Origin of the sequence: Streptomyces sp. BA2 (assembly GCF_009769735.1) — a bacterium.
Classification (GTDB): Bacteria; Actinomycetota; Actinomycetes; order Streptomycetales; family Streptomycetaceae; genus Streptomyces.
On sequence record NZ_WSRO01000002.1, the window covers coordinates 7,011,246 to 7,038,232 of the forward strand.

At 68.2% G+C, this 26,987-nt stretch carries 18 protein-coding genes; 14 read left to right on the plus strand and 4 right to left on the minus strand.

Annotated elements, in window-relative coordinates; genetic code table 11:
- Window positions 1-152: 152 nt before the first annotated feature.
- The gene (locus tag E5671_RS34320) at window positions 153-4,007 is read right to left on the minus strand and encodes a GH92 family glycosyl hydrolase (protein ID WP_160507739.1); all 3,855 of its coding nucleotides are present in this window, start codon (window positions 4,005-4,007) and stop codon (window positions 153-155) included.
- A gap of 521 nt (window positions 4,008-4,528) precedes the next feature.
- On the opposite strand from E5671_RS34320, the gene ngcE reads away from it, so the two are divergent.
- The 13 genes from ngcE (at window position 4,529) to E5671_RS34385 (ending at window position 21,583) form a co-directional block, all read left to right on the plus strand.
- A complete protein-coding gene (gene ngcE / locus E5671_RS34325) occupies window positions 4,529-5,962 on the plus strand; it encodes an N-acetylglucosamine/diacetylchitobiose ABC transporter substrate-binding protein (protein ID WP_160507740.1) in 1,434 nt (477 codons plus the stop codon).
- A 199-nt stretch (window positions 5,963-6,161) separates the two neighbouring features.
- The gene (locus tag E5671_RS34330) at window positions 6,162-7,076 is read left to right on the plus strand and encodes an ABC transporter permease subunit (RefSeq protein ID WP_160510583.1); all 915 of its coding nucleotides are present in this window, start codon (window positions 6,162-6,164) and stop codon (window positions 7,074-7,076) included.
- 21 nt (window positions 7,077-7,097) lie between these two features.
- Window positions 7,098-7,991 carry a carbohydrate ABC transporter permease gene (locus tag E5671_RS34335; protein ID WP_160507741.1) on the plus strand — a complete coding sequence of 298 codons (894 nt, stop codon included), beginning with the start codon at window positions 7,098-7,100 and terminating at the stop codon, window positions 7,989-7,991.
- Window positions 7,992-8,140: 149 nt separating this feature from the next.
- Window positions 8,141-9,403: an extracellular solute-binding protein gene (locus tag E5671_RS34340; RefSeq protein ID WP_237330290.1), complete on the plus strand. Its 1,263-nt coding sequence runs from the start codon at window positions 8,141-8,143 to the stop codon at window positions 9,401-9,403.
- A gap of 60 nt (window positions 9,404-9,463) precedes the next feature.
- The gene (locus E5671_RS34345; RefSeq protein ID WP_336605923.1) at window positions 9,464-10,411 is read left to right on the plus strand and encodes a carbohydrate ABC transporter permease; all 948 of its coding nucleotides are present in this window, start codon (window positions 9,464-9,466) and stop codon (window positions 10,409-10,411) included.
- On the plus strand, window positions 10,411-11,295 hold the full coding sequence (locus E5671_RS34350) for a carbohydrate ABC transporter permease (RefSeq protein WP_160507742.1): 885 nt from the start codon (window positions 10,411-10,413) through the stop codon (window positions 11,293-11,295). Before E5671_RS34345 ends, E5671_RS34350 begins: the two co-directional genes overlap by 1 nt.
- 209 nt (window positions 11,296-11,504) lie before the next feature.
- Window positions 11,505-12,704 carry an ROK family transcriptional regulator gene (locus E5671_RS34355; RefSeq protein ID WP_160507743.1) on the plus strand — a complete coding sequence of 400 codons (1,200 nt, stop codon included), beginning with the start codon at window positions 11,505-11,507 and terminating at the stop codon, window positions 12,702-12,704.
- 120 nt (window positions 12,705-12,824) lie between these two features.
- Window positions 12,825-13,943, plus strand: coding sequence for a sugar ABC transporter substrate-binding protein (locus E5671_RS34360; protein WP_160507744.1), 1,119 nt, complete (start codon window positions 12,825-12,827; stop codon window positions 13,941-13,943).
- 193 nt (window positions 13,944-14,136) lie between these two features.
- Entirely contained in the window at window positions 14,137-14,925 is a 789-nt protein-coding gene (locus E5671_RS34365; RefSeq protein WP_160507745.1) for an ATP-binding cassette domain-containing protein, read from the plus strand.
- Complete coding sequence (locus tag E5671_RS34370; RefSeq protein ID WP_160507746.1) at window positions 14,922-16,214, plus strand: ABC transporter permease subunit; 1,293 nt, start codon at window positions 14,922-14,924, stop codon at window positions 16,212-16,214. The genes E5671_RS34365 and E5671_RS34370 overlap by 4 nt, the downstream gene beginning before the upstream one ends.
- Window positions 16,215-16,426: 212 nt before the next feature.
- Entirely contained in the window at window positions 16,427-18,361 is a 1,935-nt protein-coding gene (gene dxs / locus E5671_RS34375; RefSeq protein ID WP_160507747.1) for a 1-deoxy-D-xylulose-5-phosphate synthase, read from the plus strand.
- A gap of 157 nt (window positions 18,362-18,518) precedes the next feature.
- Complete coding sequence (locus E5671_RS34380; protein WP_160507748.1) at window positions 18,519-20,021, plus strand: amino acid permease; 1,503 nt, start codon at window positions 18,519-18,521, stop codon at window positions 20,019-20,021.
- Between the two features lie 83 nt (window positions 20,022-20,104).
- Window positions 20,105-21,583 (plus strand): ArnT family glycosyltransferase, encoded by a 1,479-nt coding sequence (locus E5671_RS34385; protein WP_237330291.1) that lies wholly within the window; start codon window positions 20,105-20,107, stop codon window positions 21,581-21,583.
- 365 nt (window positions 21,584-21,948) lie between these two features.
- On the opposite strand, the gene E5671_RS34390 is transcribed toward E5671_RS34385, so the two are convergent.
- Window positions 21,949-22,323, minus strand: coding sequence for an NTP pyrophosphohydrolase (locus E5671_RS34390; RefSeq protein WP_160507750.1), 375 nt, complete (start codon window positions 22,321-22,323; stop codon window positions 21,949-21,951).
- Window positions 22,324-22,440: 117 nt separating this feature from the next.
- On the opposite strand from E5671_RS34390, the gene E5671_RS34395 reads away from it, so the two are divergent.
- Window positions 22,441-23,553, plus strand: a complete 1,113-nt coding sequence (locus E5671_RS34395; RefSeq protein WP_237330292.1) for a hypothetical protein — start codon at window positions 22,441-22,443, stop codon at window positions 23,551-23,553.
- A 67-nt stretch (window positions 23,554-23,620) separates the two neighbouring features.
- On the opposite strand, the gene E5671_RS34400 is transcribed toward E5671_RS34395, so the two are convergent.
- Both E5671_RS34400 and E5671_RS34405 read right to left on the minus strand, forming a co-directional pair.
- Complete coding sequence (locus E5671_RS34400; RefSeq protein WP_160507751.1) at window positions 23,621-25,762, minus strand: 3-hydroxyacyl-CoA dehydrogenase NAD-binding domain-containing protein; 2,142 nt, start codon at window positions 25,760-25,762, stop codon at window positions 23,621-23,623.
- Complete coding sequence (locus E5671_RS34405; RefSeq protein WP_160507752.1) at window positions 25,759-26,985, minus strand: acetyl-CoA C-acyltransferase; 1,227 nt, start codon at window positions 26,983-26,985, stop codon at window positions 25,759-25,761. The genes E5671_RS34400 and E5671_RS34405 overlap by 4 nt, the downstream gene beginning before the upstream one ends.
- Window positions 26,986-26,987: the final 2 nt, after the last annotated feature.

The window sequence follows — 26,987 nt, forward strand, 5'->3', positions numbered from 1 at the left end:
CGAGGTGAGTCTGCATCCCTGTGGAGAGTGAGGCCAGGGGTGTTCCGGCCAACGGCCCCGACGGCCCCGGCGGCTCCAGTGGCGAACACGAAGCGGGGGCGGGAGTGAACTCGCCACTCCCGCCCCCGTGTTGCACCGTGCCTCCCGATGGATCAGCTCAGGAGCTCGACCTCCGCGAGCGTCGCCGACCCGTCCGGCACGAGCCGGTAGTGCCGGTACGTCCCCGGGTCGTCGACCGTGAACACCCGGGTCTGCTGGTCCCAGGCGAAGGACTCGCCGGACCGCTTGTCAAGATCCTTCCACTTCTCGCCGTCGGCGGAGCCCTGGAGCACCCAGCCGCGCGGCGCCTTCGCCTTGTCGGAGGACGACGTCAGCGTGTACTGCACGGCCTTCGTCTCCTTGGCGACCGGCAGGTCCACCGCAGACCCCGAAGTCGCGTCCGTAGCCGATGTGTTGTCGAAGAGCGCGCCGTCACCCTTGATCGCGTCACCGCGCGGCGACGGCACCTTGTCGTCCTGCGTGACCGACGTGGGCTGGGCGTTCTTGCCCGTGCCCCACGCCGAAGGCTTCGGGCCCATGTCGAACTCCAGGACGCCTCCGCGAGCGATCTCCTTGTGGGGGAGGGCCGTTGAGGTCCACTTCTTGCCGTTGACCTTCAGCCCCTGGACGTACACGTTCTTCGCGCTGTTCTTCGGCGCCTTGACGACCAGGTCGCGCCCGCCGTCCAGATGCACGGTCATCTTGGTGAACTGCGGGGAGCCGATGGCGTATTCGCCGCTTCCCATGACCAGCGGGTAGAAGCCGAGCGAGGAGAAGAGGTACCAGGCCGACTGCTCGCCGTTGTCCTCGTCGCCGTGGTAGCCCTGCCCGATCTCGCTGCCCGTGTAGAGGCGGGAGAGGACCTCGCGGACCTTCTCCTGCGTCTTGGACGGCTCACCGGCCGCGTCGTACATGTAGGCGGCGTGATGGGCGACCTGGTTGGAGTGCCCGTACATGCCCATGCGTACGTCGCGTGCCTCGGTCATCTCATGGATGACGCCTCCGTAGGAGCCCGCGAACTCCGCCGAGCCGGTCTCCGGAGTGGCGAAGTAGGTGTCCAGCTTGTCGCCGAGGCCCTTGCGGCCGCCGTACAGGTTCGCCAGACCGCGCGAGTCCTGCGGGGCGGTGAAGGCGTAGCCCCAGGCGTTCGTCTCCGTGTAGTCGTAACCCCACACGCGCGGGTCGAACTTGTCGGACGGGACCCGCCACTCGCCCTTCGTGTCCTTGCCCTGGAAGAACCCGGCCTTGTCGTCGAAGAGCTTCACGTAGTCACGGGCGCGGTTGAGGAAGTACTCCGACTCCTCCTTGTAGCGCTTCTCGCCCGTCTTCTTGTAGAGGGCCTCGCCCATGCGCGAGATGCCGTAGTCGTTGAGGTAGCCCTCCAGTGCCCAGGACAGGCCCTCGTGGGTCTCGCTGGGGGTGTAGCCGAGGAAGGGGGAGGTCTTCATGCCCTTGCGGCCGACGCCCGAACTCGGCGGCACCACGGTCGCGTTCTTCAGCGCCGCGTCGTACGCGCCCTTGGCGTCGAAGTCCACGCCCTTGACGTACGCGTCGGCGAACGCCACGTCCGACGAAGTGCCCGTCATCAGGTCCGCGTAGCCGGGCGACGACCAACGGGACGTCCAGCCACCGTCCTTGTACTGCTGTACGAAGCCGTCGACCAGCTCACCCGCCTTCTTCGGCGTGAGGAGCGAATAGGCGGGCCAGGTCGTGCGATACGTGTCCCAGAAGCCGTTGTTGACGTACGGCTTGCCGTCGACGATCTTCGCGCCGGTGTGGGTCGGGGTGTCCGGCCCGGTCTGCGGCGAGAAGGGCGACGCGTACTGGTACTTCGACTTGCCGTCCGCCGAAGTGACCTTCTCGAAGCCCGAGTTGGGGTAGAGGTACAAGCGGTACAGGCTGGAGTAGAGCGAGGTCCGCTGCCCCTCGCTCGCACCCTCGACCTCCACCTTGCCGAGGATGTCGTCCCAGCTCTTCTGCGCGCGGTTCTTCACGCGGTCGAAGGAGGTGCCGGACGGGATCTCGCTGTTCAGGTTGGCCTTGGCCTGGTCGAGGCTGATGAGCGAGGTCGCGAGGCGCAGGTTGACCGTGCGGTCCTTGCCGGCCTTGAAGCGCAGATAGCCGGTGACATCACCGCCGCCCCCGCCGTCGAGCTTGCCGCCCGCGGTGACGGGCGCGTCGAAGGTCCCGTACACGAACAGGCGCGTCGCACCCGTCGAAAGACCCGACTTGACGTCCGAGAAGCCGCTCACGACGCCGTTCTCCTCGTCGAGGGTGAGGCCGCCCTTCTCGGAGACGTTGTCGAAGATGACGCTCGCGTCGTCACCGGGATAGGTGAACTTCATCATCGCCGCGTGATCGGTCGGGGCCATCTCGGCCTTGAGGCCGTTCTCGAAGGTCACGCCGTAGTAGTGCGGGCGTGCCGTCTCCTTCTCGTGCTTGAAGGGCAGCGCGCGCTTGGTGCGGGACGCGGACGGGGTGTCCTTGTCGACCGACGGCATCATCTGGAACGTCTGCCGGTCACCCATCCAGGGGCTCGGCTCGTGGCTCGCGCTGAACGCCTGGATCGTCGGCAGGTTGTCCGCGTTGTTGCCGCGCGCGTAGTCGTAGAGCCAGCTCAGCGAGCCCGCGTTGGTCACGGGCGTCCAGAAGTTGAAGCCGTGCGGGACGGCCGTCGCGGGGAAGGTGTTGCCGCGCGAGAAGGCGCCGCTGGAGTTGGTGCCGCGCGTGGTGTCCGCGTAGTCCGAAGGATGGGCCTTCGGCTTCGCCGGGGCCTTCTCCTTCAGGGAGACGTCGTCCACCCAGCCGCGGAACTTCGCCGGGCCCTTGGGGGAGTCGTACGCGACGAGCACCCGGTCGACGGTCTTACCGCGCGCGACCTGCCCGATCCGCGCCTCCACGTTGTTCCACTGGTTGACGTAGAGGCCCTTCGCGGCGCCCTGCCCCTGCGGGTCCAGCGGGAAGCCGTGCTGGTCCATGGCCTTGAGGTCACTCAGATAGGTGCCGTCGGTGAAGGCCAGGTCCACGGACACGTTCGTGGCGTCGTAGTCGAGGTCACCCTCGGCCATGGAGGGGAAGATCCGGTACGAAAGCTCCGTGTCACGCCGCACCGAGACGTTCACGTCGAAGACCTTGTTGTACGAGTAGCCGCGCCCGTCCACCTTGTGGGTGCCCGCATAGCGCAGCGCGCGCTTGCCGGTGAACCCGGCGCCCGACTTCGCGGTCGGGGAGCCGCTGGGCCCGCGGTCCACGAGGGAGAGCATGTCCTCGGGGACGGGCGCCTCGCTGCCGCCGACGGAGAGCTGGACGTCGGAGAGCTGGAGGGCGTCGGACGCGCCGTTGTTGGCGGTGACCTCCAGGCGGTAGTGGGCGTACGCGGTGGAGTTCTGGAAGTCGTACTTCTTGGTCTGGTGGCGCTTGTCGAACGCCTCACCCTTCCGGGTGTCGAGGACCTTCCAGTCCTTGCCGTCCGTGGAGCCCTGGAGGGCCCAGTCCTTGGGGTCGCGCTCGGCGTGGTCGTTCGCCGACGTCAGCGCGTACGTCACGGCCTTGGCGGGCTCGTCGAGGTCGAACTCGACCCACCCGGTGGGCGCGAAGGTGAGCCACTTGCTGGTGGGCTCCCCGTCGATCAGGTTCTCCTTGACCTCGCCGCTCCCGGAGTTCTCGCCGCTGGCGCGGACCTCCGTGACGTGGTCGTTCACACTGCCGGGGATCCCCGAACTGAACGCGCCGTTGACACCGGCGGTCCGCTTCTTGCCGTCGGGGCCGGTCTCCACGGTGTTCAGCCAGTCGGGCTGGGCCTCGCCCTCCTCGAACGAGGAGACGAACTCCTTGGCCGCCCTGGGCGGTTCCTCCGGTTTGGCGACGGCGGCGCCCTGCCCTGTCGCGACGAGCGTGAACGCGGCCGCTCCCAGGACCGCGGCCGAACGATGGTGTCTGAAGCGAGGTCTGCGTGATCTGTGCGGCATCCCCGAGCCCCTCCCTGCGAGTTGGACAACGTTGTCACATCGCTGCGCAGGGTCCAGTAGGGCGGCAAGTGGTGGGTGGTGTCAAGGCTGTTGGAAGCGTCGGAGGGGACGAGAGGGGCGACGGCGGCCGGGGGAAAGTCCAAGGGGATCCAGGAGAAAGTCCAATGAGGTGCAAGTGAGCGCCAGGGAAGATCAATGGAGGGGAGTGAAGGCGCGTACACGTTGCGGTCGATTCGTTCGGCTGAATTTGCTCACGCCGTGAACGAACCAGGCCGTATCTCCGCGAGGTCTCAACTCGGGAAAGACTGCTGGCCCAAGCTGCGTTCGATCTTGCTCTGCTGCCGAGAAGTGGACTATACCTATCGGCACCCTGAGTGGCGGGTGCGAGCCCTTGCCATGTAGTTGTCGCACGTAACGCACCACTGAAGCTTCAACTGACCCGCGGTGTCGGGCCCTTCGCCACTGGCGAGCTGTCGGGAGCCCCGTACGCCGCCTGAGTCCTGGAAGGCGAGGACTTGAGCATGGGATCCACCAGCATCAACCGTCGTGACGTGATGAAGAGGGCCGCGGCCACCAGCCTTCTCGCAGTGCCGGCCGTGGGCGCCCTGAGCTCCTGCGCGAGCGGCGGCGGGGACGAGAACAAGGCGGAGAAGGGCGAGAAGTCCAAGAAGAACCCGCTCGGCGTGAAGACGGACGCCGGTCTCGGGGTCTACATCTTCAACGGCGGATACGGCGACAAGTACGCCCAGTTCGTCACCGACATGTACAAGGAGAAGTACCCCAAGGCCGACGCCGACCAGAAGGCCACGGCGAAGATCGCCACCCAGCTTCAGCCGAAGATCGTGCGCGGCAAGCCGACGGCGGACGTGGTCAACAACTCCGGTGCCGACCAGATGAACCCCGGCAAGCTCGTGCACAACAAGCAGGTCGCCGACCTCTCGGAGCTGCTCGACGCCCCCTCGTGGGACGACCCGAGCGTCACGGTGCGCGAGACCCTCGTGCCGGTGGTCGAGCAGATGGGCACCTTCGGCGGCAAAGAGGTCTACCAGCTCAACATCGCGCTGACGGTGTACGGCAACTGGTACTCCAAGAAGCTGCTCGAAGAGGGCCTCGACTCCGAGTACCCGAAGACGTGGGACGAGATGCTCGCGGTCTGCAAGAAGGCCAAGGACAAGGGCATCCACGGCTGGAGCTACCCGGGCGGCCACCCCCGCTACATGTTCTTCAGCATGTACGCGATGTTCGCCCAGCGCGGCGGGCGCGACGTCATCACCGCCATGGACTACCTGGAGCCGGACGCCTGGAAGCACGAGGCGGTCAAGGACGTCTTCGAGGCCTGGGAAGAGCTCGTCGCCAAGAAGTACGTCCTCACCGGCTTCGACGGCACCGAGGCCCACACGGAGATGCAGACCGCCTGGACCAAGGGCGGCAAGTGCCTCTTCGTGCCCAACGGCTCCTGGGTGGAGAACGAGGCCAAGGACACCACGCCCAAGGACTTCCAGATGACGGTCGGCGCGACCCCCTCCCTGGACTCCAGCGACAAGATGCCGTTCGGCACGCTCTACGCCCCGGCAGGTGAGCCGTTCATCGTCCCCGCCAAGGCGCAGAACGTGCAGGGCGGCATGGAGTGGCTGCGGATGATGTACAGCAAGGAGGCCGCCCTGAACCTGTTCAAGGAGGTCGGCTCGATGCCCGTGGTCAAGGGCGCCATCGACGGCCAGAAGCTGCCGTCCGGCACGGCGAGCGCACAGGCGGCCATCGAGGCGGCCGGCGAGAACGTCGTCATCCCGAAGTTCTTCGACTGGTACAACGAGCTGTTCCGCGAGGACTTCAACAACATGATCGCCAAGTTCATGCTGGGCCAGATCGGCACCAAGCAGGCGATGGACACGATGCAGAAGGCGTCCGACCGCATTCTGAAGGACCCCGACATCAGCAAGATCAAGAAGTCTTGAGTACCACCGGAATCAGCACCGGAACCGAGAACGCGGGCACGTGAGCGAGGCGGGGCGGAGTGGCGTGAAGAGTGACACCCGGGTGGACGATTCCCCACCTTCGAAGAAGGCACCGGACCGGCCAGGCCCACGCAAGGCGCCGAACCGGCTGTTGTTCCTCCTGGCGGTGCTGCTGCCGCCCCGCTTCACCCCGCAGAGCGTGCGCTACGACCGGCGCTACCGGACCCTCGACAAGTACCGCTTCATCGCGGGGTTCCTGGCGCTGCCGCTCGCGTTCTACGCCCTGTTCGTCATCTCACCCTTCGTCCAGGCGATCTACTACTCGTTCACCGACTGGTCCGGCGGGCCGGTGGCGAACTTCATCGGCTTCGGCAACTTCACGAAGATGTGGAACGACGAGCGCTTCTGGGAGTCCCTGGAAGTGAGCGTCGTCCTCGCGGTCGTCGCCCCACTGATCACGCTCGTGCTCGGCATGTTCTTCGCGTACATGATCACCTCGGGCGGCCGGCACCGTAAGGGCCAGGCCATCGCCGGTGTCGCGGGCTCGTCGTTCTACAAGGTCGTCTACTTCTTCCCCCAGGTCCTGTCCGTCGCGATCATCGCCGTCGTCTGGGGCCGCGTCTTCAACACCAACAGCGGCCTGATCAACGGCGGGCTCGACAAGGTGGGCATCGACGGCCCCGCCTGGCTGGGCGGCGACCGCGGTCTCGCCCTCATCGCGGTGATGGCCGTGCTCTCCTGGAGCTTCGTCGGCTTCTACGTGGTGCTGTTCTCCGCCGCGATGGGCGCGATCCCCAGGGACATCTACGAGGCCGCGCTGCTCGACGGCGCGGGCCGGGGGCGGACCTTCTTCAGCGTGACGCTCCCGCTGATCTGGGACACCGTACGGACCGGCTGGATCTACATGGGCATCCAGGCGCTCGACTCGTTCGCGATCGTGCTCGTCATGGTGCCCGAGCACGTCCTGAAGGTCACTCCGGTCTTCCTCTACGAACGATTCCGTGACGGTCAATACGGCTATGCCACCTCCATCGGCGTCGTCCTCCTCGTCCTCAGCATGGCGTTCTCGCTGATCGTCATGAGGATCGGGAATCGCGACCGGATCGAATACTGAGACCGCGGGAGCCACTGCATCATGACCACGACCACCGCGCCCCGCACCGATGCCGCCGACGCACCCCGCCGTGAGTCCGAATCGGTGGGCGGAGCGACCCTGAACGTCTTCTCGCACGCCTTCCTCGTCCTGTGGGTGATCCTCGCGGCGGGGCCCCTCGTCTGGGTCGCGCTCACCGCGTTCCGTCCCTCGACCGAGATCCTCAGCGATCCGATGGGCTGGCCGGCCTCCTTCCACTGGGAGAACTTCACCAACGCGTGGACGACGGCCAACATCGGGCAGTACGCCCTCAACTCGCTGATCATCCTGGCGGGTTCGCTGACCGGCACGATGCTGCTCGGTTCGATGGCGGCGTACGTGATCGCCCGCTTCACCTTCCCGGGCAACCGGCTGATCTTCATGCTCTTCGCGGGCGGAATGATGTTCCCCGTCATCCTCGCCCTCGTCCCGCTCTTCGCGGTCATGGAGAACTTCGGTCTCCTGGACACCCGTCCAGGCCTGATGATCGCCTACATCGCGTACTCGCTGCCCTTCACCGTCTTCTTCCTCACCTCCTTCTTCCGTACGCTGCCCACCGGCGTCCAGGAGGCGGCGATGGTCGACGGGGCCTCGCACACCCGCACGTTCTTCCAGATCATGATGCCGATGGCCAAGCCGGGCCTGGTGAGCATCGGCATCTTCAACTTCCTCGGGCAGTGGAACCAGTACCTGCTTCCGCTGCTGCTCAACAACGAGGAGGAGAGCCGGTACGTGCTGCCGCAGGGACTCGCGTCGCTCGCGGTCTCGCAGGGCTACCGGGGCGACTGGGGAGCGCTCTTCGCGGGCCTGACGATCGCGATGCTTCCGGTGCTCGTCGTGTACGCGGTCTTCCAGCGTCAGGTGCAGGCCGGTCTCACCGCGGGAGCTCTCAAGTGACCCTGTCCGCCGGTGATTTCAGCTTGGCCACGAAAGTGGTCTAGGCCTGTTGTGCCAATTCCGGCCGTGAGTAATGTCGGCCCCACGGCGCCGCGGGGGGAACCTTTGCCCGCGTTCAAGTCGACACCGATGTCGAAGGGTTGAACAGCATGAGGAACCGAGTAATCGCCACCGGTGCGGCAACGCTCGCGATGGCCATGGGGCTCACCGCGTGCGGCGGTGACAGCGACAGCGGCGACGGCAAGACCATCAAGCTCGTCGCCGCCGACTACGGCGACAAGGCCTCCAACGCCTCCAAGAAGTACTGGGACGGCGTGAAGAAGGAGTTCGAGAAGGAGAACAAGGGCTACAAGGTCGAGGTCCAGGTCATCAACTGGAACGAGATCGACAAGTCCGTCAAGAACATGATCCAGGCGGGCAACCAGCCCGACCTCCTGCAGACCGGCGGCTACGCCGACAAGGTCGCCGACGACCTGCTCTACAAGGCCGACGAGGTCCTCTCGCCCAAGACGCAGGAGAACCTCATACCGACCTTCGCCAAGGCCGGCGAGGTCAAGGGCACCCAGTACGGCATCCCGTGGGTCTCATCGAGCCGCGTCATGTTCTACAACAAGGACGTCCTGAAGAAGGCGGGCGTGAAGACGCCGCCCAAGACCTGGGACGACATCGCCGCGGCCGCCAAGAAGATCAAGTCCTCCAAGGCCGCCGAGACCCCGTACGCCCTGCCGCTCGGCCCCGAGGAGACCCAGGGCGAGACGATGATGTGGGAGCTCGGCAACGGCGGTGGCTACACCGAAACGAGCGGCAAGTACACGCTCGACAGCGCCCAGAACGTCGAGACGTTCGACTGGCTGCAGAAGAACCTCGTCAAGCCCGGCCTCACGTACTCCAACCCGGCCTCCACCGACCGCAAGACGGCCTTCGCGGACTTCGCGGCCGGCAAGGTCGGCATGCTCAACGGCCACCCGAGCCTCATCCAGATGGCCAAGGACGGCAAGGTCGACTACGGCGTCGCGCCGATCCCCGGCAAGGACGGCCCGCTGGAGTCCACCCTCGGCGTGGCCGACTGGATGATGGCGTTCAAGGACGGCGGCGCCGAGAAGGAAGGCGTCAAGAAGTTCCTGGACTTCACGTACTCCAAGAAGATGCTGGAGTTCGACGAGATGTACAACCTGATGCCCGTCACCCAGGACGCGCTCAAGGAGATGCAGACCAACGGCAAGCACAAGGACCTGGAGCCGTTCTTCGAGGTCCTGCCGAACGCCAAGTTCTACCCCCTTGGCGACACCGCCTGGGACGTCATCTCCGCCGAGATGAAGAAGACCGGTGGCAAGGCCGTCAGCGACGACCCGAAGACGGTCCTCGGTGACCTGCAGAAGAAGGCGGAAGCGGCGGCAGCCGAGGCCAAGTAGCGGGCAGCCCTCGCCAGTTCGCCCCCGTACGCCCCGTACGCCCGTACGCAAGGAGTCCTTGTGTCACTGAAGGCCCCTCCGCCCCCGGCCGACACCGGCCGGGGACGGAGCGGGCGCGCACCCAGGCCGGTGAGCCGCCGCAGCGGCATCGCCCGGCTCGGCCCGCTGCCCTGGATAGCGCCCGTCATCCTGCTGATCCTCGCCGTGGTCATCTGGCCGGTCGTCGAGCTGATCCGCACCTCGTTCCTCAACATCTCCATCGCCGGCATCGTGCGCGGCAGCGCGGGGACCGACAAGTACAAGAAGCTCTTCGAGGAGACCGACTTCGGGGCGGTCCTGCTCTGGACGGTCGTGTGGACCGTCGTCGTCGTGTCCGTGACGATGCTGCTCTCGCTGGCCCTCGCCCAGCTCTTCAACCAGAAGTTCCCCGGCCGCACCGTCACCCGCTGGGCGCTCATCGCGCCCTGGGCGGCGTCCGTCCTGATGACCGCCATCGGCTTCAAGTGGATGCTCAACCAGACCGCGGGCGTGCTCAACACCGTGATGCTGGACCTCGGCCTGATCGACAACTCCAAGGACTGGCTGGGCAAACCGGAGACGGCCTGGCCCTGGATGATGGCCGTCGCGATCTTCGTGTCGCTGCCCTTCACCACGTACACGCTGCTCGCCGGTCTGCAGACCATCCCCGGCGAGGTCTACGAGGCGTCGCGCATCGACGGGGCGAGTCCCTGGCAGACGTACCGGCACATCACGCTGCCGATGCTGCGGCCCGCGTTCCTCGTCGGCGTCGTCATCAACCTCATCAACGTCTTCAACTCCTTCCCGATCATCTGGGCCATGACGCAGGGCGGTCCCGGCTATGACACCTCCACGACCATGGTGTTCATGTACAAGCTGAAGGAGACCGACATCGGCGAATCCGCCGCCATGTCCGTGGTCAACTTCGCGATGGTCGTCGTGCTCGTGCTGATCTTCCTGAAGGTCAGCCGGTGGAACGAGGAGGACTGATGGCCACCGCGACGGCGCCCCGCACGGGGTCCCCGAAGGGGCCCGCGCCCCAGCGCAAGCCCAAGCGCACGTTCCGGCCGCGCACGCTGGTCATCACGGTGGTCGCCTGGGCGCTCGCGGCGATCTTCCTGGCTCCGTACCTGGAGATGGTGATCACCGCGCTGCGTCCCAAGGACGAGCTGCGGGACCGGACGTATCTGCCGCAGAACCTGGAGTGGTCGAACTTCATCGAGGTGTGGAGGGAGTCGGAGCTCGGCCAGAACTTGCAGGTGACCCTCCTCGTCGCGGGCGGGGCGACGCTCCTGGTGCTCCTGGTCTCGCTGCCCGCCGCGTACTACACGGCGCGCATGCGCTACCGCGGACGCAAGATCTTCCTGCTCCTCGTCCTGGTCACCCAGATGTTCCAGCCCACCGCACTGCTCGTCGGCCTCTACCGCGAGTTCCACCAGCTGGACATGCTCAACTCGGTCTGGACGCTGATCATCACGAACGCGGCGTTCAACCTCGCGTTCGCCGTGTGGATCCTGACGGCCTACATCAGCTCCATCCCGCCGGAGCTGGAGGAGGCCGCCATGGTGGACGGCACCAGCCGCTTCGGCGCCATGGTGAAGGTGACCCTGCCCCTTGCGCTGCCGGGCGTGGTCACCGCGGTGATCTTCACCTTCATCACCTCGTGGAACGAGTTCGTGATGGGCCTCACGCTCACCACCGAGCCCGACAAGCAGCCGCTGACCGTCGGCATCAACAACTTCATCGGCGCCTACACCGTGGAGTGGAACTACCTCTTCGCGGCCTCCGTGGTGGCGATCGTGCCGGTCATCGTGCTCTTCGCCTTCATCGAGCGGCACGTGGTCTCGGGTCTCACCGCGGGATCGGTCAAGTAACGGATCGGCCCTCACAGGCCGGGTCTGGGTGGTTTGGGGTGCATCCTCGCCGCTTGGACCCGGCCTGTCCCGCTGTTCGGGAGCGTGGATTTCCGTCAAGGACTTGACTGCGCCAACCCGTTCAGCAGAGCTTGGAGTTCACAACTTGTACGGGCGGCGAAGTCGCTGCTTGTTCATTTACGTCATACGAAAAAAGGGTGGCTGAGTCAATGGAGACTCCGGGGTCGCAGTCGTCGCTGCACCGGGCCAATCTCGAGCGGGTCGTACGTGCCGTACGGCTCGCCGGATCGCTCACTCAGGCGGAGATCGCCAGGACGACGGGTCTGTCCGCGGCCACGGTCTCCAACATCGTCCGGGAGCTCAAGGACGGCGGAACGGTCGAGGTCACGCCCACCTCGGCAGGCGGGCGCAGGGCCCGCAGCGTCTCGCTCAGCGGCGACGCGGGCATCGTCATCGGCGTGGACTTCGGCCATACGCACCTGCGCGTGGCGGTGGGCAACCTCGCCCACCAGGTGCTCGCCGAGGAGTCCGAGCCGCTGGACGTGGACGCGTCGGCCGCGCAGGGCTTCGACCGGGCCGAGCAGCTGGTCAGCAGGCTGATCGCGGCGACCGGCGTGGACCGCGCGAAGATCGCGGGCGTCGGCCTCGGCGTGCCCGGGCCCATCGACGTGGAGTCCGGGACGCTCGGCTCGACCTCGATCCTGCCGGGCTGGACCGGCACCAAGCCCGCCGAGGAGCTGGGGGGCCGCCTCGGCGTCCCCGTGCACGTCGACAACGACGCCAACCTCGGCGCGCTCGGCGAGCTGGTCTGGGGGAGCGGCCGCGGGGTCAAGGACCTCGCGTACATCAAGGTCGCGAGCGGTGTCGGCGCCGGGCTCGTGATCGACGGGCGGATCTACCGCGGGCCCGGCGGCACCGCGGGCGAGATCGGGCACATCACCCTGGACGAGTCGGGCCCGGTCTGCCGCTGCGGCAACCGCGGCTGCCTGGAGACCTTCACGGCGGCCCGCTACGTACTGCCCCTGCTCCAGTCGAGCCACGGCACCGAGCTGACCATGGAGCGCGTGGTCGCCCTCGCGCGCGACGGGGACCCCGGCTGCCGCCGCGTGATCGCCGACGTCGGCCGGCACATCGGCAGCGGTGTGGCCAACCTCTGCAACCTCCTGAACCCCAGCCGGGTCGTCCTCGGCGGTGACCTCGCGGAGGCCGGTGAGCTGGTCCTCGGGCCCATCAGGGAGTCCGTGGGGCGCTATGCGATCCCCAGCGCGGCGCGTCAGCTGTCGGTCCTTCCCGGGGCGCTGGGCGGCCGTGCCGAGGTCCTCGGCGCCCTGGCTCTCGCACTCAGCGAAATGGGCGATTCGACCCTTTTGGACGGCTCGCTCCCTGCGTCCGCACCTGCCTTCACTTAGATAACGCATGGCACCGTTGTCATCTCGTTAAGGATTTACTCCTTGACGCTGGTGTGGCGGCCGAGTTGACTTCGAGCCACCTCGGCCGCAACGACGCGGCCACGTCAGGGAGGTTCCCAAATGAACACGCGTATGCGTCGTGCCGCCGTTGCCGTTGCCGCCACCACCATGGCCGTCACCCTTGCCGCATGTGGCAGTGCCAAGGAGTCCGGCGGTGACAAGGATGAAGCGGGCTCGGGCTCGAAGAAGGGCAACGCGCTGAACATAGGTCTGCTCCTGCCGGAGAACCAGACCGCGCGTTACGAGAAGTTCGACAAGCCGCTCATCGAGAAGCACGTCAAGGAGCTGACCGACGGCAAGGCCAAGGTCACCTACGCCAACGCCAAGCAGGACGCGAACACCCAGAACCAGCAGGCCGACACCATGATCACCAACAAGGTGGACGTGCTGATCGTGGACGCGGTGGACTCCAAGGCCATCGCCGGTTCGGTCAAGAAGGCCAAGGACGCGGGTATCCCTGTCGTGGCGTACGACCGCCTTGCCGAGGGCCCCATCGACGCGTACACCTCCTTCGACAACGAAGAGGTCGGCCGCGTCCAGGGCAAGGCCCTCCTCGAGGCCCTCGGCGACAAGGCCAAGGGCGGCACGATCGTGATGATGAACGGCGCGATCACCGACCCGAACGCCAAGCTCTTCAAGAAGGGCGCCGAGGGCGAGCTCAAGGGCAAGGTCAAGATCGGCAAGTCGTACGACACCAAGGAGTGGAAGCCGGAGAACGCCAACGCCAACATGGAGGGCGCGATCTCGGCGCTCGGCAAGGACAAGATCGACGGCGTCTACTCCGCGAACGACGGCATGGCGGGCGGCATCATCACCGCCCTCAAGGCCGCGGGCGTCAGCAAGCTTCCCCCGGTCACCGGACAGGACGCCGAACTCGCCGGTGTGCAGCGCATCGTCGCGGGCGAGCAGTTCATGAGCGTCTACAAGTCCTACCCGCAGGAAGCCGAGATCGCCGCGCAGATGGCCGTCGCGCTCGGCAAGGGCGAGAAGCTCGACTCGATCGCCAAGACGACCGTCGACAGCCCCACCGCCAAGGACGTTCCCACCGTGCTCGTGCCGGTCGTCTCGCTGACCGACAAGAACATCAAGGAGACCGTCATCAAGGACGGCATCTACACGGTCGACGAGATCTGCACGGCCAAGTACAAGGCCGACTGCGGCAAGGTCGGCCTGAAGTAAGTCCCCCTTTCTCTACGGGACTTCACCACCATTGAGCCCTGTCCGGCGCCCCGTTCCAACAGCCCCGCAGCTCTAGGCGAGGCGCCGGACAGAAACGCGCTCCGGTCGCTCCGCGGCGAGCTCTCGTTCTTCTGGCTTCTGGTTCTTCTCGTTCTCTTCTGTTCAACCTCCCGCCGGTCAGGCGGCGAAGGAGATGGTTCACGTGTCCGCTACGCCCGTGTTGGCGTTGCGCGGGGTCTCCAAGCGATTCGGTGCCGTCCAGGCGCTCACCGACGTCGAGCTTGAGGTCCACGCCGGTGAGGTGGTCGCCCTGGTCGGCGACAACGGCGCAGGAAAGTCCACGCTGGTCAAAACGATCGCCGGCGTGCATCCCATCGATGACGGCGTCATCGAGTGGGACGGCAAGACCGTATCGATCAACAAGCCGCACGACGCCCAGAACCTGGGCATCGCGACCGTCTACCAGGACCTCGCGCTGTGCGACAACATCGACGTCGTAGGCAATCTCTACCTCGGTCGTGAGCTGCGCAGGCGCGGCGTGCTCAACGAGGTCGAGATGGAGCGCCGCGCCCGCGAGCTCCTCACCACGCTGTCGATCCGCATACCCAGCGTCCGCATCCCGATCGCCTCGCTCTCCGGCGGTCAGCGCCAGACCGTGGCGATCGCCCGCTCGATGCTCGGCGAGCCCAAGCTCGTCATCCTCGACGAGCCCACCGCCGCACTCGGCGTCGAGCAGACCGCCCAGGTCCTCGACCTGGTGGAGCGGCTGCGCGAGCGTGGCCACGCGGTCATTCTCATCAGCCACAACATGGCGGACGTCAAGGCCGTCGCGGACAAGGTGGCGGTGCTCCGGCTCGGCCGGAACAACGGAGTCTTCGACGTGAAGGCCACCTCGCAGGAAGAGATCATCTCCGCCATCACGGGCGCCACGGACAACGCCGTGACCCGTCGCGCGGCGCGCAACGTGGAGGCCCAGAAGTGAGCAGCATCGACAAGACCTCCACGCCCGGCGACGCGCCCGTCGACGCCCCCGCGGCCGCCGCCGACGCCGTCACCGCGGTCGACCCGCGCCTGCTCGTGCGCGAGCAGGGCTTCGCGGGCTACATCACCGAGTTCAAGCGGAAGATGCGCGCCGGTGACCTCGGCTCCATCCCGGTCGTCGCGGGCCTCATCATCATCTGGGCGATCTTCGCCTCGATGAACTCGCGCTTCATGACCGCGGAGAACCTCAGCAACATCTCCGTCGCCATGGTCGGCACCGGCATGATCGCCGTCGGCATCGTCTTCGTGCTGCTGCTCGGCGAGATCGACCTGTCGGTCGGCTCGGTCAGCGGTGTCGCGGGCGCGGTCGCCGCCGTGCTCGCCGTCACGCACGGCGCGCCCGAGTGGATCGCCCTGATCGTCGCCGTCCTCTCCGGCACGGTGATCGGCACCATCCACGGCTTCTTCTTCGCGCGCATCGGCGCACCGGCGTTCGCCGTCACCCTGGCAGGCCTGCTGTTCTGGCAGGGCTTCATGCTCCAGATCCTGGGCGACAACGGCACCATCAACCTCGACTCCGAGGGCCTGATCGCCAAGCTGACCTCGTACTACTTCACGGACGTCGCCGCGGCCTACGGCCTGGCGATCGTGGCGGTCGCGGCCTTCTTCCTCTCCTCCTTCCTGGACAGCCGCCGCCGCGAGGCCGCCGGTGTCCCGTCAAGGCCGCTGAGCGAGATCATCGTGCGCACCGCGGTCCTCGCCGTGGTGGCCTTCGCCGCCGCGATCATGTTCAACCAGTACAAGGGCCTGCCCCTGGCCCTGGTGATCTTCCTGGTGGTCCTGGTCGGCACCGACTTCGTCCTTCGCCGCACCGGCTACGGCCGCAAGGTCTTCGCCCTCGGCGGCAGCGTCGAGGCGTCCCGCCGAGCCGGCATCAACGTCACCCTGATCCGTACGTCGGTCTACGCGATCGCCGGTACGTTCGCGGCGGCGGGCGGCCTCTTCATGGCCTCCAAGATCGCCGCCGCCAACCAGGGCGCCGGCACCGGTGACCTCCTGATGAACGCCATCGCGGCGGCCGTCATCGGCGGCACCAGCCTCTTCGGCGGCCGGGGCCGCACCTGGAACGCCCTCCTGGGTGTCATGGTCATCACGTCGATCCAGTACGGCCTGGCGCTCGAAGGCATCGCCACGCCGGTCCAGTACATGATCACCGGTGGCGTACTGCTCGCCACGGTCGTCATCGACTCCGTGACGCGCAAGACGCAGAAGACGGCAGGCCGCGCCTGACCTGCCAGAACCCCGAGCAGGGCTGCCCGGCACCGCAATGGCGCGGTGCCGGGCAGCTCTCTGTCCGGCGCCTGTCGACGGCCTGTGTACCGCCGATCGCGTGACGCGGAACTCACGGCCCGGACGCCGTCGTCAACGGCGGAACATTAGACTCAACAGGCCCGGCAACATTCCGGTCAACGCTCGAACAGCTCTACTGCAAGGAGGCACGGGTGCCGCTGCTGACCCGCATCAGGGGACCGCGCGATCTGGACCGGCTCAGCCCGGAGGAGCTGAACCAGCTGGCCGGCGAGATCCGCGCCTTCCTCGTCGACGCAGTGTCCAAGACAGGCGGCCACCTCGGCCCCAACCTCGGCGTGGTCGAGCTCACGATCGCCATGCACCGCGTCTTCGACTCGCCGCAGGACAAGGTGCTCTTCGACACCGGCCACCAGAGCTACGTGCACAAGCTGCTCACCGGCCGCCAGGACTTCGCCAAGCTGCGCACCAAGGGCGGCATCTCCGGCTACCCCTCGCGCGCCGAGTCCGACCACGACGTGATCGAGAACTCGCACGCCTCGACGGTCCTCGGCTGGGCGGACGGCCTCGCCAAGGCCAACGAGGTGCGGGGCAAGGACGACCACGTCGTCGCCGTCATCGGTGACGGCGCCCTCACAGGCGGCATGGCCTGGGAGGCGCTGAACAACATCGCCGCCGCCAAGGACCGCCCCCTGGTGATCGTCGTCAACGACAACGAGCGTTCGTACGCCCCCACCATCGGCGGCCTCGCGAACCACCTGGCGACCCTGCGCACCACGGACGGCTACGAGCGCTTCCTGGCCCGCGGCAAGGACCTCCTGGAGCGCACCCCGGTCGTCGGCAAGCCCCTCTACGAGACGCTGCACGGCGCGAAGAAGGGCCTCAAGGACTTCATCGCCCCGCAGGGCATGTTCGAGGACCTCGGCCTGAAGTACGTCGGCCCGATCGACGGCCACGACATCGAGGCCCTGGAGTCCGCCCTGGTGCGCGCCAAGCGCTTCGGCGGCCCGGTCATCGTGCACTGCATCACCGAGAAGGGCCGCGGCTACAAGCCCGCCGAGGAGGACGAGGCCGACCACTTCCACGGCATCGGCCCGATCCACCCCGACACGGGCCTGCCGATCGCCGCGGGCGGCATGGACTGGACGTCCGTCTTCGGCGAGGAGATGGTCAAGCTCGGCCACGAGCGCGAGGACATCGTCGCGATCACCGCCGCCATGCTCCAGCCGGTCGGCCTGCAGAAGTTCGCCAAGGCGTTCCCCGACCGGGTGTACGACGTGGGCATCGCCGAGCAGCACGCGGCCGTCTCGGCGGCGGGCCTTGCCACCGGCGGCCTGCACCCCGTCTTCGCCGTGTACGCGACGTTCCTCAACCGCGCCTTCGACCAGCTCCTGATGGACGTGGCCCTGCACAAGTGCGGCGTCACCTTCGTCCTGGACCGGGCGGGCGTCACCGGCACGGACGGCGCCTCGCACAACGGCATGTGGGACATGTCGATCCTGCAGTGCGTGCCGACCCTGCGGATCGCCGCCCCGCGCGACGCCGACCAGGTCCGCCTCCAGCTGCGCGAGGCCGTCGAGGTGGACGACGCCCCGACCGTCGTGCGCTACTCGAAGGGCGCGGTCGGCCCCGCGGTCAAGGCCGTCGGCAAGGTCGGCGGCATGGACGTCCTGCGCAAGGCGGGCACCAGCCACCCCGACGTCCTCCTGGTCTCCGTGGGCGCCCTCGCTCCCATGTGCCTGGAGATCGCGGACCTCCTGAACAAGCAGGGCATCACCACGACGGTCGTCGACCCCCGCTGGGTCAAGCCCGTCGACGAGGCGCTCGCCCCGCTCGCCGAGAAGCACCGCGTCGTCGTCACCGTCGAGGACAACTCCCGCGCGGGCGGCGTCGGTTCGGCCATCTCCCAGGCCCTGCGCGACGCGGGCGTCGACGTGCCGCTGCGCGACTTCGGCATCCCGCCGCGCTTCCTGGACCACGCGTCGCGCAAGGAGATCATGGCCGAGATCGGCCTGACCGCCCCGGACATCGCACGCCAGGTGACCGGCCTCGTCGCCAAGCTGGACGGCCGGTTCGAGCGCACGGCGGCCGTGGACTCCGTCGAGGCGGGGGAGCCCGCGCGCGACTGACACACCACCGGCGTCAACCACGCGGTCTTGTGGGCCGGTCCCAGCACCCTGTACGGGTGGTGGGACCGGCCCATTCGCGTGAATCCACCCGTGCCTGGGCTTGCGAAGTACCGCCTGTCTCGATCATGTCCAGGATGACAAGCGTGGAGGTACGCCCGTGACAAGCACCCTTTTCAGAACGAAGACCGTCGAGCAGTCCATCCAGGACACCGAAGAGCCCGAGCATGCGCTCAAGAAGTCGCTCTCCGCCCTCGACCTCACGGTCTTCGGCGTCGGCGTCATCATCGGCACCGGCATCTTCGTCCTGACCGGCAAGGTGGCCAAGGAGAACGCGGGACCTTCGACCGCGCTGGCGTTCGTCGCCGCCGGCATCGTCTGCGCCCTTGCGGCCCTGTGCTACGCCGAGTTCGCCTCGACCGTCCCGGTGGCCGGGTCGGCGTACACCTTCGCCTACGCCTCCATCGGTGAGCTGCCCGCCTGGATCATCGGCTGGGACCTCGTCCTCGAATTCGCCCTGGGTACGGCCGTCGTCGCGGTCGGCTGGTCGGGATATGTGCGCTCCCTGATGGACAACGCGAACTGGCATCTCCCGAGTGTGCTGGAAGGCCCCGACGTGCCGGGCGGCACGTTCGACATCCTGGCCTTCGTGCTGGTCCTGGTGCTGACCGCGATCCTGGTGGTCGGCATGAAGCTGTCCGCCAACATCACCGCGGTCGTCGTGGCCATCAAGGTGACGGTGGTCATGATCGTGATCGTCGCGGGTCTCTTCTTCATCGTGGGTGACAACTACTCGCCGTTCATCCCCGACGCGGTGACCCCGGAGGTCGGGGTGGGCTGGGAAGACGCCCCCATGGCTCAGCTGCTCTTCGGCTACGAACCCACCAACTTCGGTGTCATGGGCATCTTCACCGCGGCCTCCGTCGTCTTCTTCGCCTTCATCGGCTTCGACGTGGTGGCCACCGCCGCCGAGGAGACCAAGAACCCGCAGCGCGACATGCCGCGCGGCATCCTCGGCTCGCTCCTCATCTGCACGGTCCTGTACGTGGCCGTCTCGCTCGTGGTCACCGGCATGCAGCACTACACCAAACTGTCCGTCAGCGCGCCCCTCGCCGACGCCTTCAAGTCCACCGGTCACCCCTGGTACGCCGGCGCCATCAGCTTCGGTGCCGCCGTCGGCCTGACCACCGTGTGTCTGATCCTGCTGCTCGGGCAGACGCGTGTGTTCTTCGCGATGAGCCGCGACGGGCTGCTGCCACGCTTCTTCTCCATCACGCACCCGCGCTTCAAGACCCCCTACCGCCCGACCATCCTCCTTGGCGTCCTCATCGCCGTCATCGCGGGCTTCACCAGCATCAACGAGCTCGCGACCCTGGTGAACATCGGCACCCTCTTCGCATTCGTCGTCGTGGCCATCGGCGTGCTTGTCATGCGCCGGACCCGCCCCGAACTGCATCGCGCCTTCCGCACCCCGCTGGTGCCGCTCGTGCCCATCCTCTCGGTGGCCGCCTCGGTGTGGCTGATGCTGAATCTGCCGGGCGAGACGTGGCTGCGGTTCGGCATCTGGATGGTGCTCGGCTTCATCGTCTACTTCGTGTACGGGCGCTCGCACAGCCGGTTGGGCAAGCGCGGGGGCGAACTCAAGGCCGACGGCAGTCTGTAGCCGCCGCTGTCTCCTGCCGTCAATCGACCGGCCCCGTATGTCCCACCCTGATGGGGACTGCGGGGCCGGATAGCGTGCTCACCATGCTCGCCGAGCCCCCCGCCTCACTACGCTCCGTACGCGGGCTCCGGCCGCCGCGCCCGCGTACGGAGCGAACGTCCGCGCCGTACTGGCCGCGCCTGCTCCCCCTGCTCGCCGCCCTGGCCTGCGTCACCCGGATCCCGTCCTTCCGGTGGCCGCTCTGGAGCCCGGACGAGGGATATCTCGCCGTCCAGGCAAGGATGCTGGCCGACGGGGGAGAGCTCTACGAAACGGTCGTCGACCGCAAGCCGCCGCTTGTCCCCTGGCTGTACGAGGGGACGTTCGCGCTCTTCGGCGACGCGACGCTGCTGCCGCTGAAGGTGCTCGCGGTGGCGGCCCAGCTCCTGACGGCCGTCCTCCTCGTCTGCGTCGCCAGGCGCCGCTGGGGCGACGGCGCGGGCCGCACGGCGGGCGTGCTCTACCTCCTCATCTCGGTCGGCCTGAACCCCGAGGACGCCCAGGCGGCCACCTTCGAGGTCTTCATGCTGCCGTGCACGGCGGCCGCCCTCTGGTGCGCCGACCGGCGCCGCTGGGGGGCGGCAGGAGCCGCGGTGGCCTGCGCGTTCCTGGTCAAGCAGACCGGGGGAGCGGTTCTGGTGCCGGTGGCGTGGCTGCTGTGGCAGTCGGGCGGCGCCCGAAGGGGCGTACTGCGCCTGGGAGTTGGCCTGTCCGCCCCGGTCCTCGCGGCGGCGGCGCTCACGCATCCCGCGGGGTTCCTGTTCTGGACGGTCACGGGCTCGGGGGCGTACGCCTCCTTCACCGGCTCCGAACTCCACGTGCTCTTCCGGGGCCTGACGAACACGGCCGTCCTCGCGGCGGCCTGCGTGGGGATCATCCCGCCTGTCGTACGGGTCCTGCGCATCGCCCGCACCGGCTCGGCCGAGCTGTGGCTCTGGCTCGCCTCATCGGCGGCAGCGGTCCTGGTCGGCTTCCACTTCTTCGGCCACTACTTCCTCCAACTGACCCCGCCCCTGGCCCTGTTGGGCACAGCGGCACTCCAGATCCTGCCCAGGGTCCGCACATGGACGGCGGTGTCGGTATCGGCCGGGACCTGCGCGCTGTTCCTGACCTGGGGAATGCTGGCACCGCGCCCCGAACTGGCGCACGCCACGCGCCTCGCGGAGACCGCTCGCGTGCTGACGGCACCCCAGGACAAGGTGCTGTTCTGGGGGATACACCCGGAGACGTACTGGCTGTCCGACCGAACCCCCGCGAGCCGCTACCTCACGGCAGGACTCCTGACCAACTACAGCGGAGGCAGGAACGGCCCGCAGGTGGGCGAGAGATACGCGGTAGAGGGCTCCTGGAGGGTCTTCCGCCGGGAACTGAGGGAACACCCGCCGACGATCGTCGTGGACGACTCCCGAGGCAAACTATTCACCCCGAACCGGCTACCGACCCTGCGACGGCTCCTCACGGTCGGGTACGAGCCGGTGGCGCGGGTGGGGGGAGCGGTGGTGTACGCAAGAGTCCAGCGATGAGGCGAGCGCGGGCCTTCCGCCCAGCTCCAAGGCCCGCGACACCGGCCTCGCGCGCAATGCCGACCTTGCACTGCGCGCCACGGCGGGCGATGCCCCGCCTTGAACTGCGTGCCACGCGCGCGATGTCCGTCGCGGCGCCGTCGGCACGTGCGCGAGGCCCGTCTCGCGTTTCGCGCCACGCGCGCGAAACCCGCCGTCACGTGCGCGACGCCCGTCCCGGGTTTCGTGCCACGCGCGCGACGTCCGCCGCCGCGCCGAGCGGCGTGACAGGTGTCCTGGCCCGCTCTCGCCGCGCGTCCGCGAGGGCGGGTGTCCCGGCGGGGATCTCGTGCCGCCCGGTCGCGCCCCCCCGCGCCGCGAAGGGGTCAGGCGTCGTTTCGTACCGTTCGGGGGCCCACGGACTCCGCTCCCGACTCGCCGACCCTGCGGCGCAGTTCGCGGTCGGCCGTGACGACGACGCACGGGCGGTCCGTGGCCTCGGCGGCCAGTTCCACGATGCGGTCGTCGCCGCTGCCGGGTGCGGAGACGACCCGTACGCCCTCGATGGACTCGACGGCCCGCGCCGCGCCCTCGACGACCAGTACGACCTCCAGCGGCCCTGGGTGCCCGGCGATGCCCTCGGCGGCGTACGCGACGAGCCGGTCCCGCAGCCGCTCGGCGGCCCCGTGCCGGTCCCGCCACCAGCCGTCGGGCACCGAGCCGACGACGTTGGCGGCGTCCACGACAAGGAGAGTTCTCATGGCGTCACCCTGGCACACCGGCGGCCGGGCCCCGGCCGGAAGTCGACTGCGTCAAACGTAGACTTATGCCCCAGTAGACGAGCAGACGACCACTTGCAAGAAGGGCGGCGCCGACTCATGCCGCAGACGTCCGCCCCCAGGCCCGAGGGAGAGTCCTCCCGCCACGCCGCGACAGGCACCCTTGCGACAGCGCGCTGGCTGCTGCGGGGCAGGGACGGCAGGCTCACCGCGTACGCCCGCGCCCGCGAGGGACTGCTGCGCTGGACGGAAACCCGTCCCGGCGGCCCGGAATGGACAGACCAGGAGTTCTTCGAGGCACCGGACCTGACGCACCTCACCCTGGCCCAGGGTGTCGACGGATACGTCCACTTCATCGGCCTGCGCACGCGCGGCTCGGAGGTCGACGTGGTGCACAGCATCCAGTACCAGTCCGGCCGCCCGCTCATGGACTGGCGCTCACTCGGCAACCCGCACACCAAGATGGTCGAGCGCGCCCCGCACCTCGGCGCCCCGACCGCCGCCGTGGACGCCGCGGGCACGGTCCACGTCTTCGTGCGCGACGCGGTGAACAGCGTCCGGCTGCGGCGCGAGGGCAAGGGCGGCAAGTGGGAGGGGTGGAAGGACTTCAAGGTCCGCGAGGTCCTCGACGGCATCACGGCGATCGCCACCTCCACCGGCCGGGTGGAGGTCTTCGGCCCGGCGGAGAACAAGACGCTGCACTGGACCCAGGAGAAGCAGGGCGCCGAGTTCCAGCGCACGGGCGACATCCCGCTGCCCCCGTCCCCCGGCTCGGGCACGGCCCTGGAGACCGCCCCGGACCGCCTCACGTACTACGCCACCGACGCCCGCGGCAGAGGCGTACTCGCCCACCGCTCCGGCGACGACGGCGACGACGGCGACGACGGCGACGAGGACACACGGCCCCTGGGCGGAGCCCCCGGCACCGGCCACACGGCAGCCATCCGCGCGACGATCGAGGGCCACGACTGCACGGTCCTCGCCCACCGGGGCCAGGACGGCCGCCCCGTCATAGCGGCCTACCCGACGGAGGACGAGAAGGCGGGAGTCTGGTGGGCCGCCACCGGCGAACCCTGCCTGGGTTCCCCCGCGTTGGCGCTGGACGCGCAAGGCCGCGTGGTCATGGCGGCCATCGGCCTCGACGGCACACTGCGGCTCGCGCGCCAGAAGGCGGAGTCGGGCCTCGCGCTGGAGGCCTGGACGCGGGTCTGAAGGGCTGAGAACGGCCGATGCCCGGCCGGCCTCTCGGCCGGCCGGGCATCACCCGTATGCGGAGGTGCTATGCGGGAACGCTGGCCACGCCCTGCGCCAGGAACCGCTTGCCGTTGACCCGCTCGCTGACACCGGCCCGGTCCAGGTACGGCGTGACGCCGCCCAGGTGGAAGGGCCAGCCCGCGCCGGTGATCAGGCACAGGTCGATGTCCTGCGCCTCGGCGACGACACCCTCGTCGAGCATCAGACCGATCTCCTGCGCCACGGCGTCGAGCACGCGGTCGCGGGTCTGCTCCTCGGTCAGGACGGTGTCGCCCTGCTTGAGGAGAGCGGCGACCTCGGGGTCCAGCTCCGGCTCGCCGGAGTCGTAGACGTAGAAGCCGCGCTTGCCGGCCTTGACGACCGCCGCGAGGTTCGGCGAGACCGTGAAGCGCTCCGGGAAGGCGCGGTTCAGGGTCTCCGACACGTGCAGACCGATGGCGGGACCGACCAGCTCAAGGAGCACCAGCGGCGACATCGGCAGCCCCAGCGGCTCGACGGCCTTCTCGGCCACCTCGACCGGGGTGCCCTCGTCGATGACGTTCTGGATCTCGCCCATGAAGCGGGTGAGGATGCGGTTCACGACGAACGCCGGGGCGTCCTTGACCAGGACCGCGGTCTTCTTCAGCTTCTTGGCGACACCGAAGGCCGTGGCCAGCGAGGCATCGTCCGTCTGCTCGCCGCGCACGATCTCCAGGAGCGGCAGGATCGCGACGGGGTTGAAGAAGTGGAAGCCGACGACCCGCTCGGGGTGCTTCAGCTTCGACGCCATCTCGGAGACCGAGAGCGAGGAGGTGTTGGTGGCGAGGATGGCGTGCGCCGGAGCGACGGCTTCCACCTCGGCGAACACCTGCTGCTTGACGCCGATCTCCTCGAAGACGGCCTCGATGATGAAGTCGGCGTCGGAGAAGCCCTCGGCCTTGTCGAGCACGCCGGAGACGAGCCCCTTCAGACGGTTCGCCTTGTCCTGGTTGACGCGGCCCTTGAGGAGGAGCTTGTCGATCTCCTCGTGGACGTAACCGACACCCTTGTCGACGCGCGCCTGGTCGATGTCGGTCAGGACGACCGGCACCTCAAGACGGCGCAGGAAGAGCAGCGCGAGCTGCGAGGCCATCAGACCGGCACCGACGACGCCGACCTTCGTGACCGGGCGCGCCAGGTTCTTGTCCGGGGCACCCGCCGGGCGCTTGGCGCGCTTCTGGACGAGGTTGAACGCGTAGATGCCACTGCGCAGTTCGCCACCCATGATGAGGTCGGCGAGCGCGACGTCCTCCGCGTCGAAGCCCTTCTGCAGGTCGCCGTCCTTGGCGGCCGCGATGATCTCCAGGGCGCGGTAGGCGGCCGGGGCGGCGCCGTGCACCTTGGAGTCCGCGATGCCACGGCCACGCGCGACGGCGGCGTCCCAGGCCTCGCCACGGTCGATCTCGGGACGGACGACCTCGACCGAGCCGTTGAGGACGGAGGCGGTCCAGATCAGCGACTGCTCAAGGAAGTCGGCACCCTCGAAGAGCGCGTCGGCGATGCCGAGCTCGAAGACCTGCTTGCCCTTGAGCTGGCGGTTCTGGTTCAGCGAGTTCTCGATGATGACCGAGACCGCGCGGTCCGCGCCGATCAGGTTCGGCAGCAGCGCGCAGCCGCCCCAGCCCGGTACGAGACCGAGGAAGACCTCGGGCAGCGAGAAGGCCGGAAGCGCCTTGGAGACGGTGCGGTACGAGCAGTGCAGACCGACCTCGACGCCGCCGCCCATCGCGGCACCGTTGTAGTACGCGAAGGAGGGAACAGCGAGGCCGGAGAGCCGCTTGAAGACCTCATGCCCACCCTTACCGATGGCGAGGGCATCCTCATGACGCTTCAGGATCTCGACGCCCTTGAGGTCGGCGCCGACGGCGAAGATGAACGGCTTGCCGGTGACACCGACACCGACGATCGTGCCCTCGGCCGCCTCCTTCTCGACCTGGTCGATCGCGGCGTTCAGGTTCGCGAGCGAGCCGGGACCGAAGGTGGTCGGCTTGGTGTGGTCGAAGCCGTTGTCGAGCGTGATGAGCGCGAAGCGCCCGGCGCCGGCCGGCAGGTCGAGGTGGCGTACGTGCGCCTGCGTGACGACCTCGTCCGGGAACAGCTCGGCCGCGCCCTTCAGAAGCTCCGTGGTGGAGCTGGTGGAGCTGCTCACTTGTCGCCTCCGGCGTCCTTGTGGTTCGGGTTCTCCCAGATGACCGTGGCACCCATGCCGAAGCCGACGCACATCGTCGTCAGGCCGTAGCGGACGTCCGGCTGCTCCTCGAACTGCCGCGCCAGCTGCGTCATCAGACGCACGCCGGAGGAGGCGAGGGGGTGGCCGTACGCGATGGCGCCGCCGTACTGGTTCACGCGCGTGTCGTCGTCGGCGATGCCGTAGTGCTCGAGGAAGGCGAGCACCTGCACCGCGAAGGCCTCATTGATCTCGAAGAGACCGATGTCGGAGATGGAGAGCCCCGCCTGAGCGAGGGCCTTCTCCGTGGCCGGGATCGGGCCATAGCCCATGACCTCGGGCTCAACACCGGCGAAGGAGTACGAGACGAGCCGCATCTTGACGGGCAGGTTGTTCTCGCGGGCGAAGTCCTCGGAGGCGATGATCGACGCCGTGGCGCCGTCGTTGAGGCCCGCGGCGTTGCCGGCGGTGACGCGACCGTGCGTACGGAACGGCGTCTTCAGCCCGGCGAGGTTCTCCAGCGTCGTCCCCGGCCGCATCGGCTCATCGGCGGTGGCAAGCCCCCAACCGGTCTCGCCCGCCTCCTCGTTGGTCCGCCGTACGGAGACGGGCACCAGGTCCTGCTGGATCTTGCCGTTGGCGTACGCCTTGGCGGCCTTCTCCTGCGAGCGCACGGCGTACTCATCGGCACGCTGCTTGGTGATCGTGGGATACCGGTCGTGCAGGTTCTCGGCAGTCATACCCATGAAGAGGGCCGACTCGTCCACGAGCTTCTCGCTCACGAACCGCGGGTTCGGGTCGACGCCCTCGCCCATGGGGTGGCGGCCCATGTGCTCGACGCCACCGGCGATGACGGCGTCGTACGCGCCGAACGCGATGGAGCCGGCGGTGGCGGTGACGGCGGTCAGCGCGCCCGCACACATGCGGTCGATGGAGTATCCGGGCACGGACTGCGGAAGCCCCGCCAGGATGCCGGCGGTACGGCCCAGCGTCAGCCCCTGGTCGCCGATCTGCGTGGTCGCGGCGATGGCGACCTCATCGATCTTGGCGGGGTCGAGGGCCGGGTTGCGGCGAAGGAGCTCCCGGATGGCCTTCACGATGAGGTCATCGGCACGGGTCTCGTGGTAGATGCCCTTCGGGCCCGCCTTGCCGAACGGGGTGCGGACGCCATCAACGAAGACGACGTCCCTGACGGTACGAGGCACGA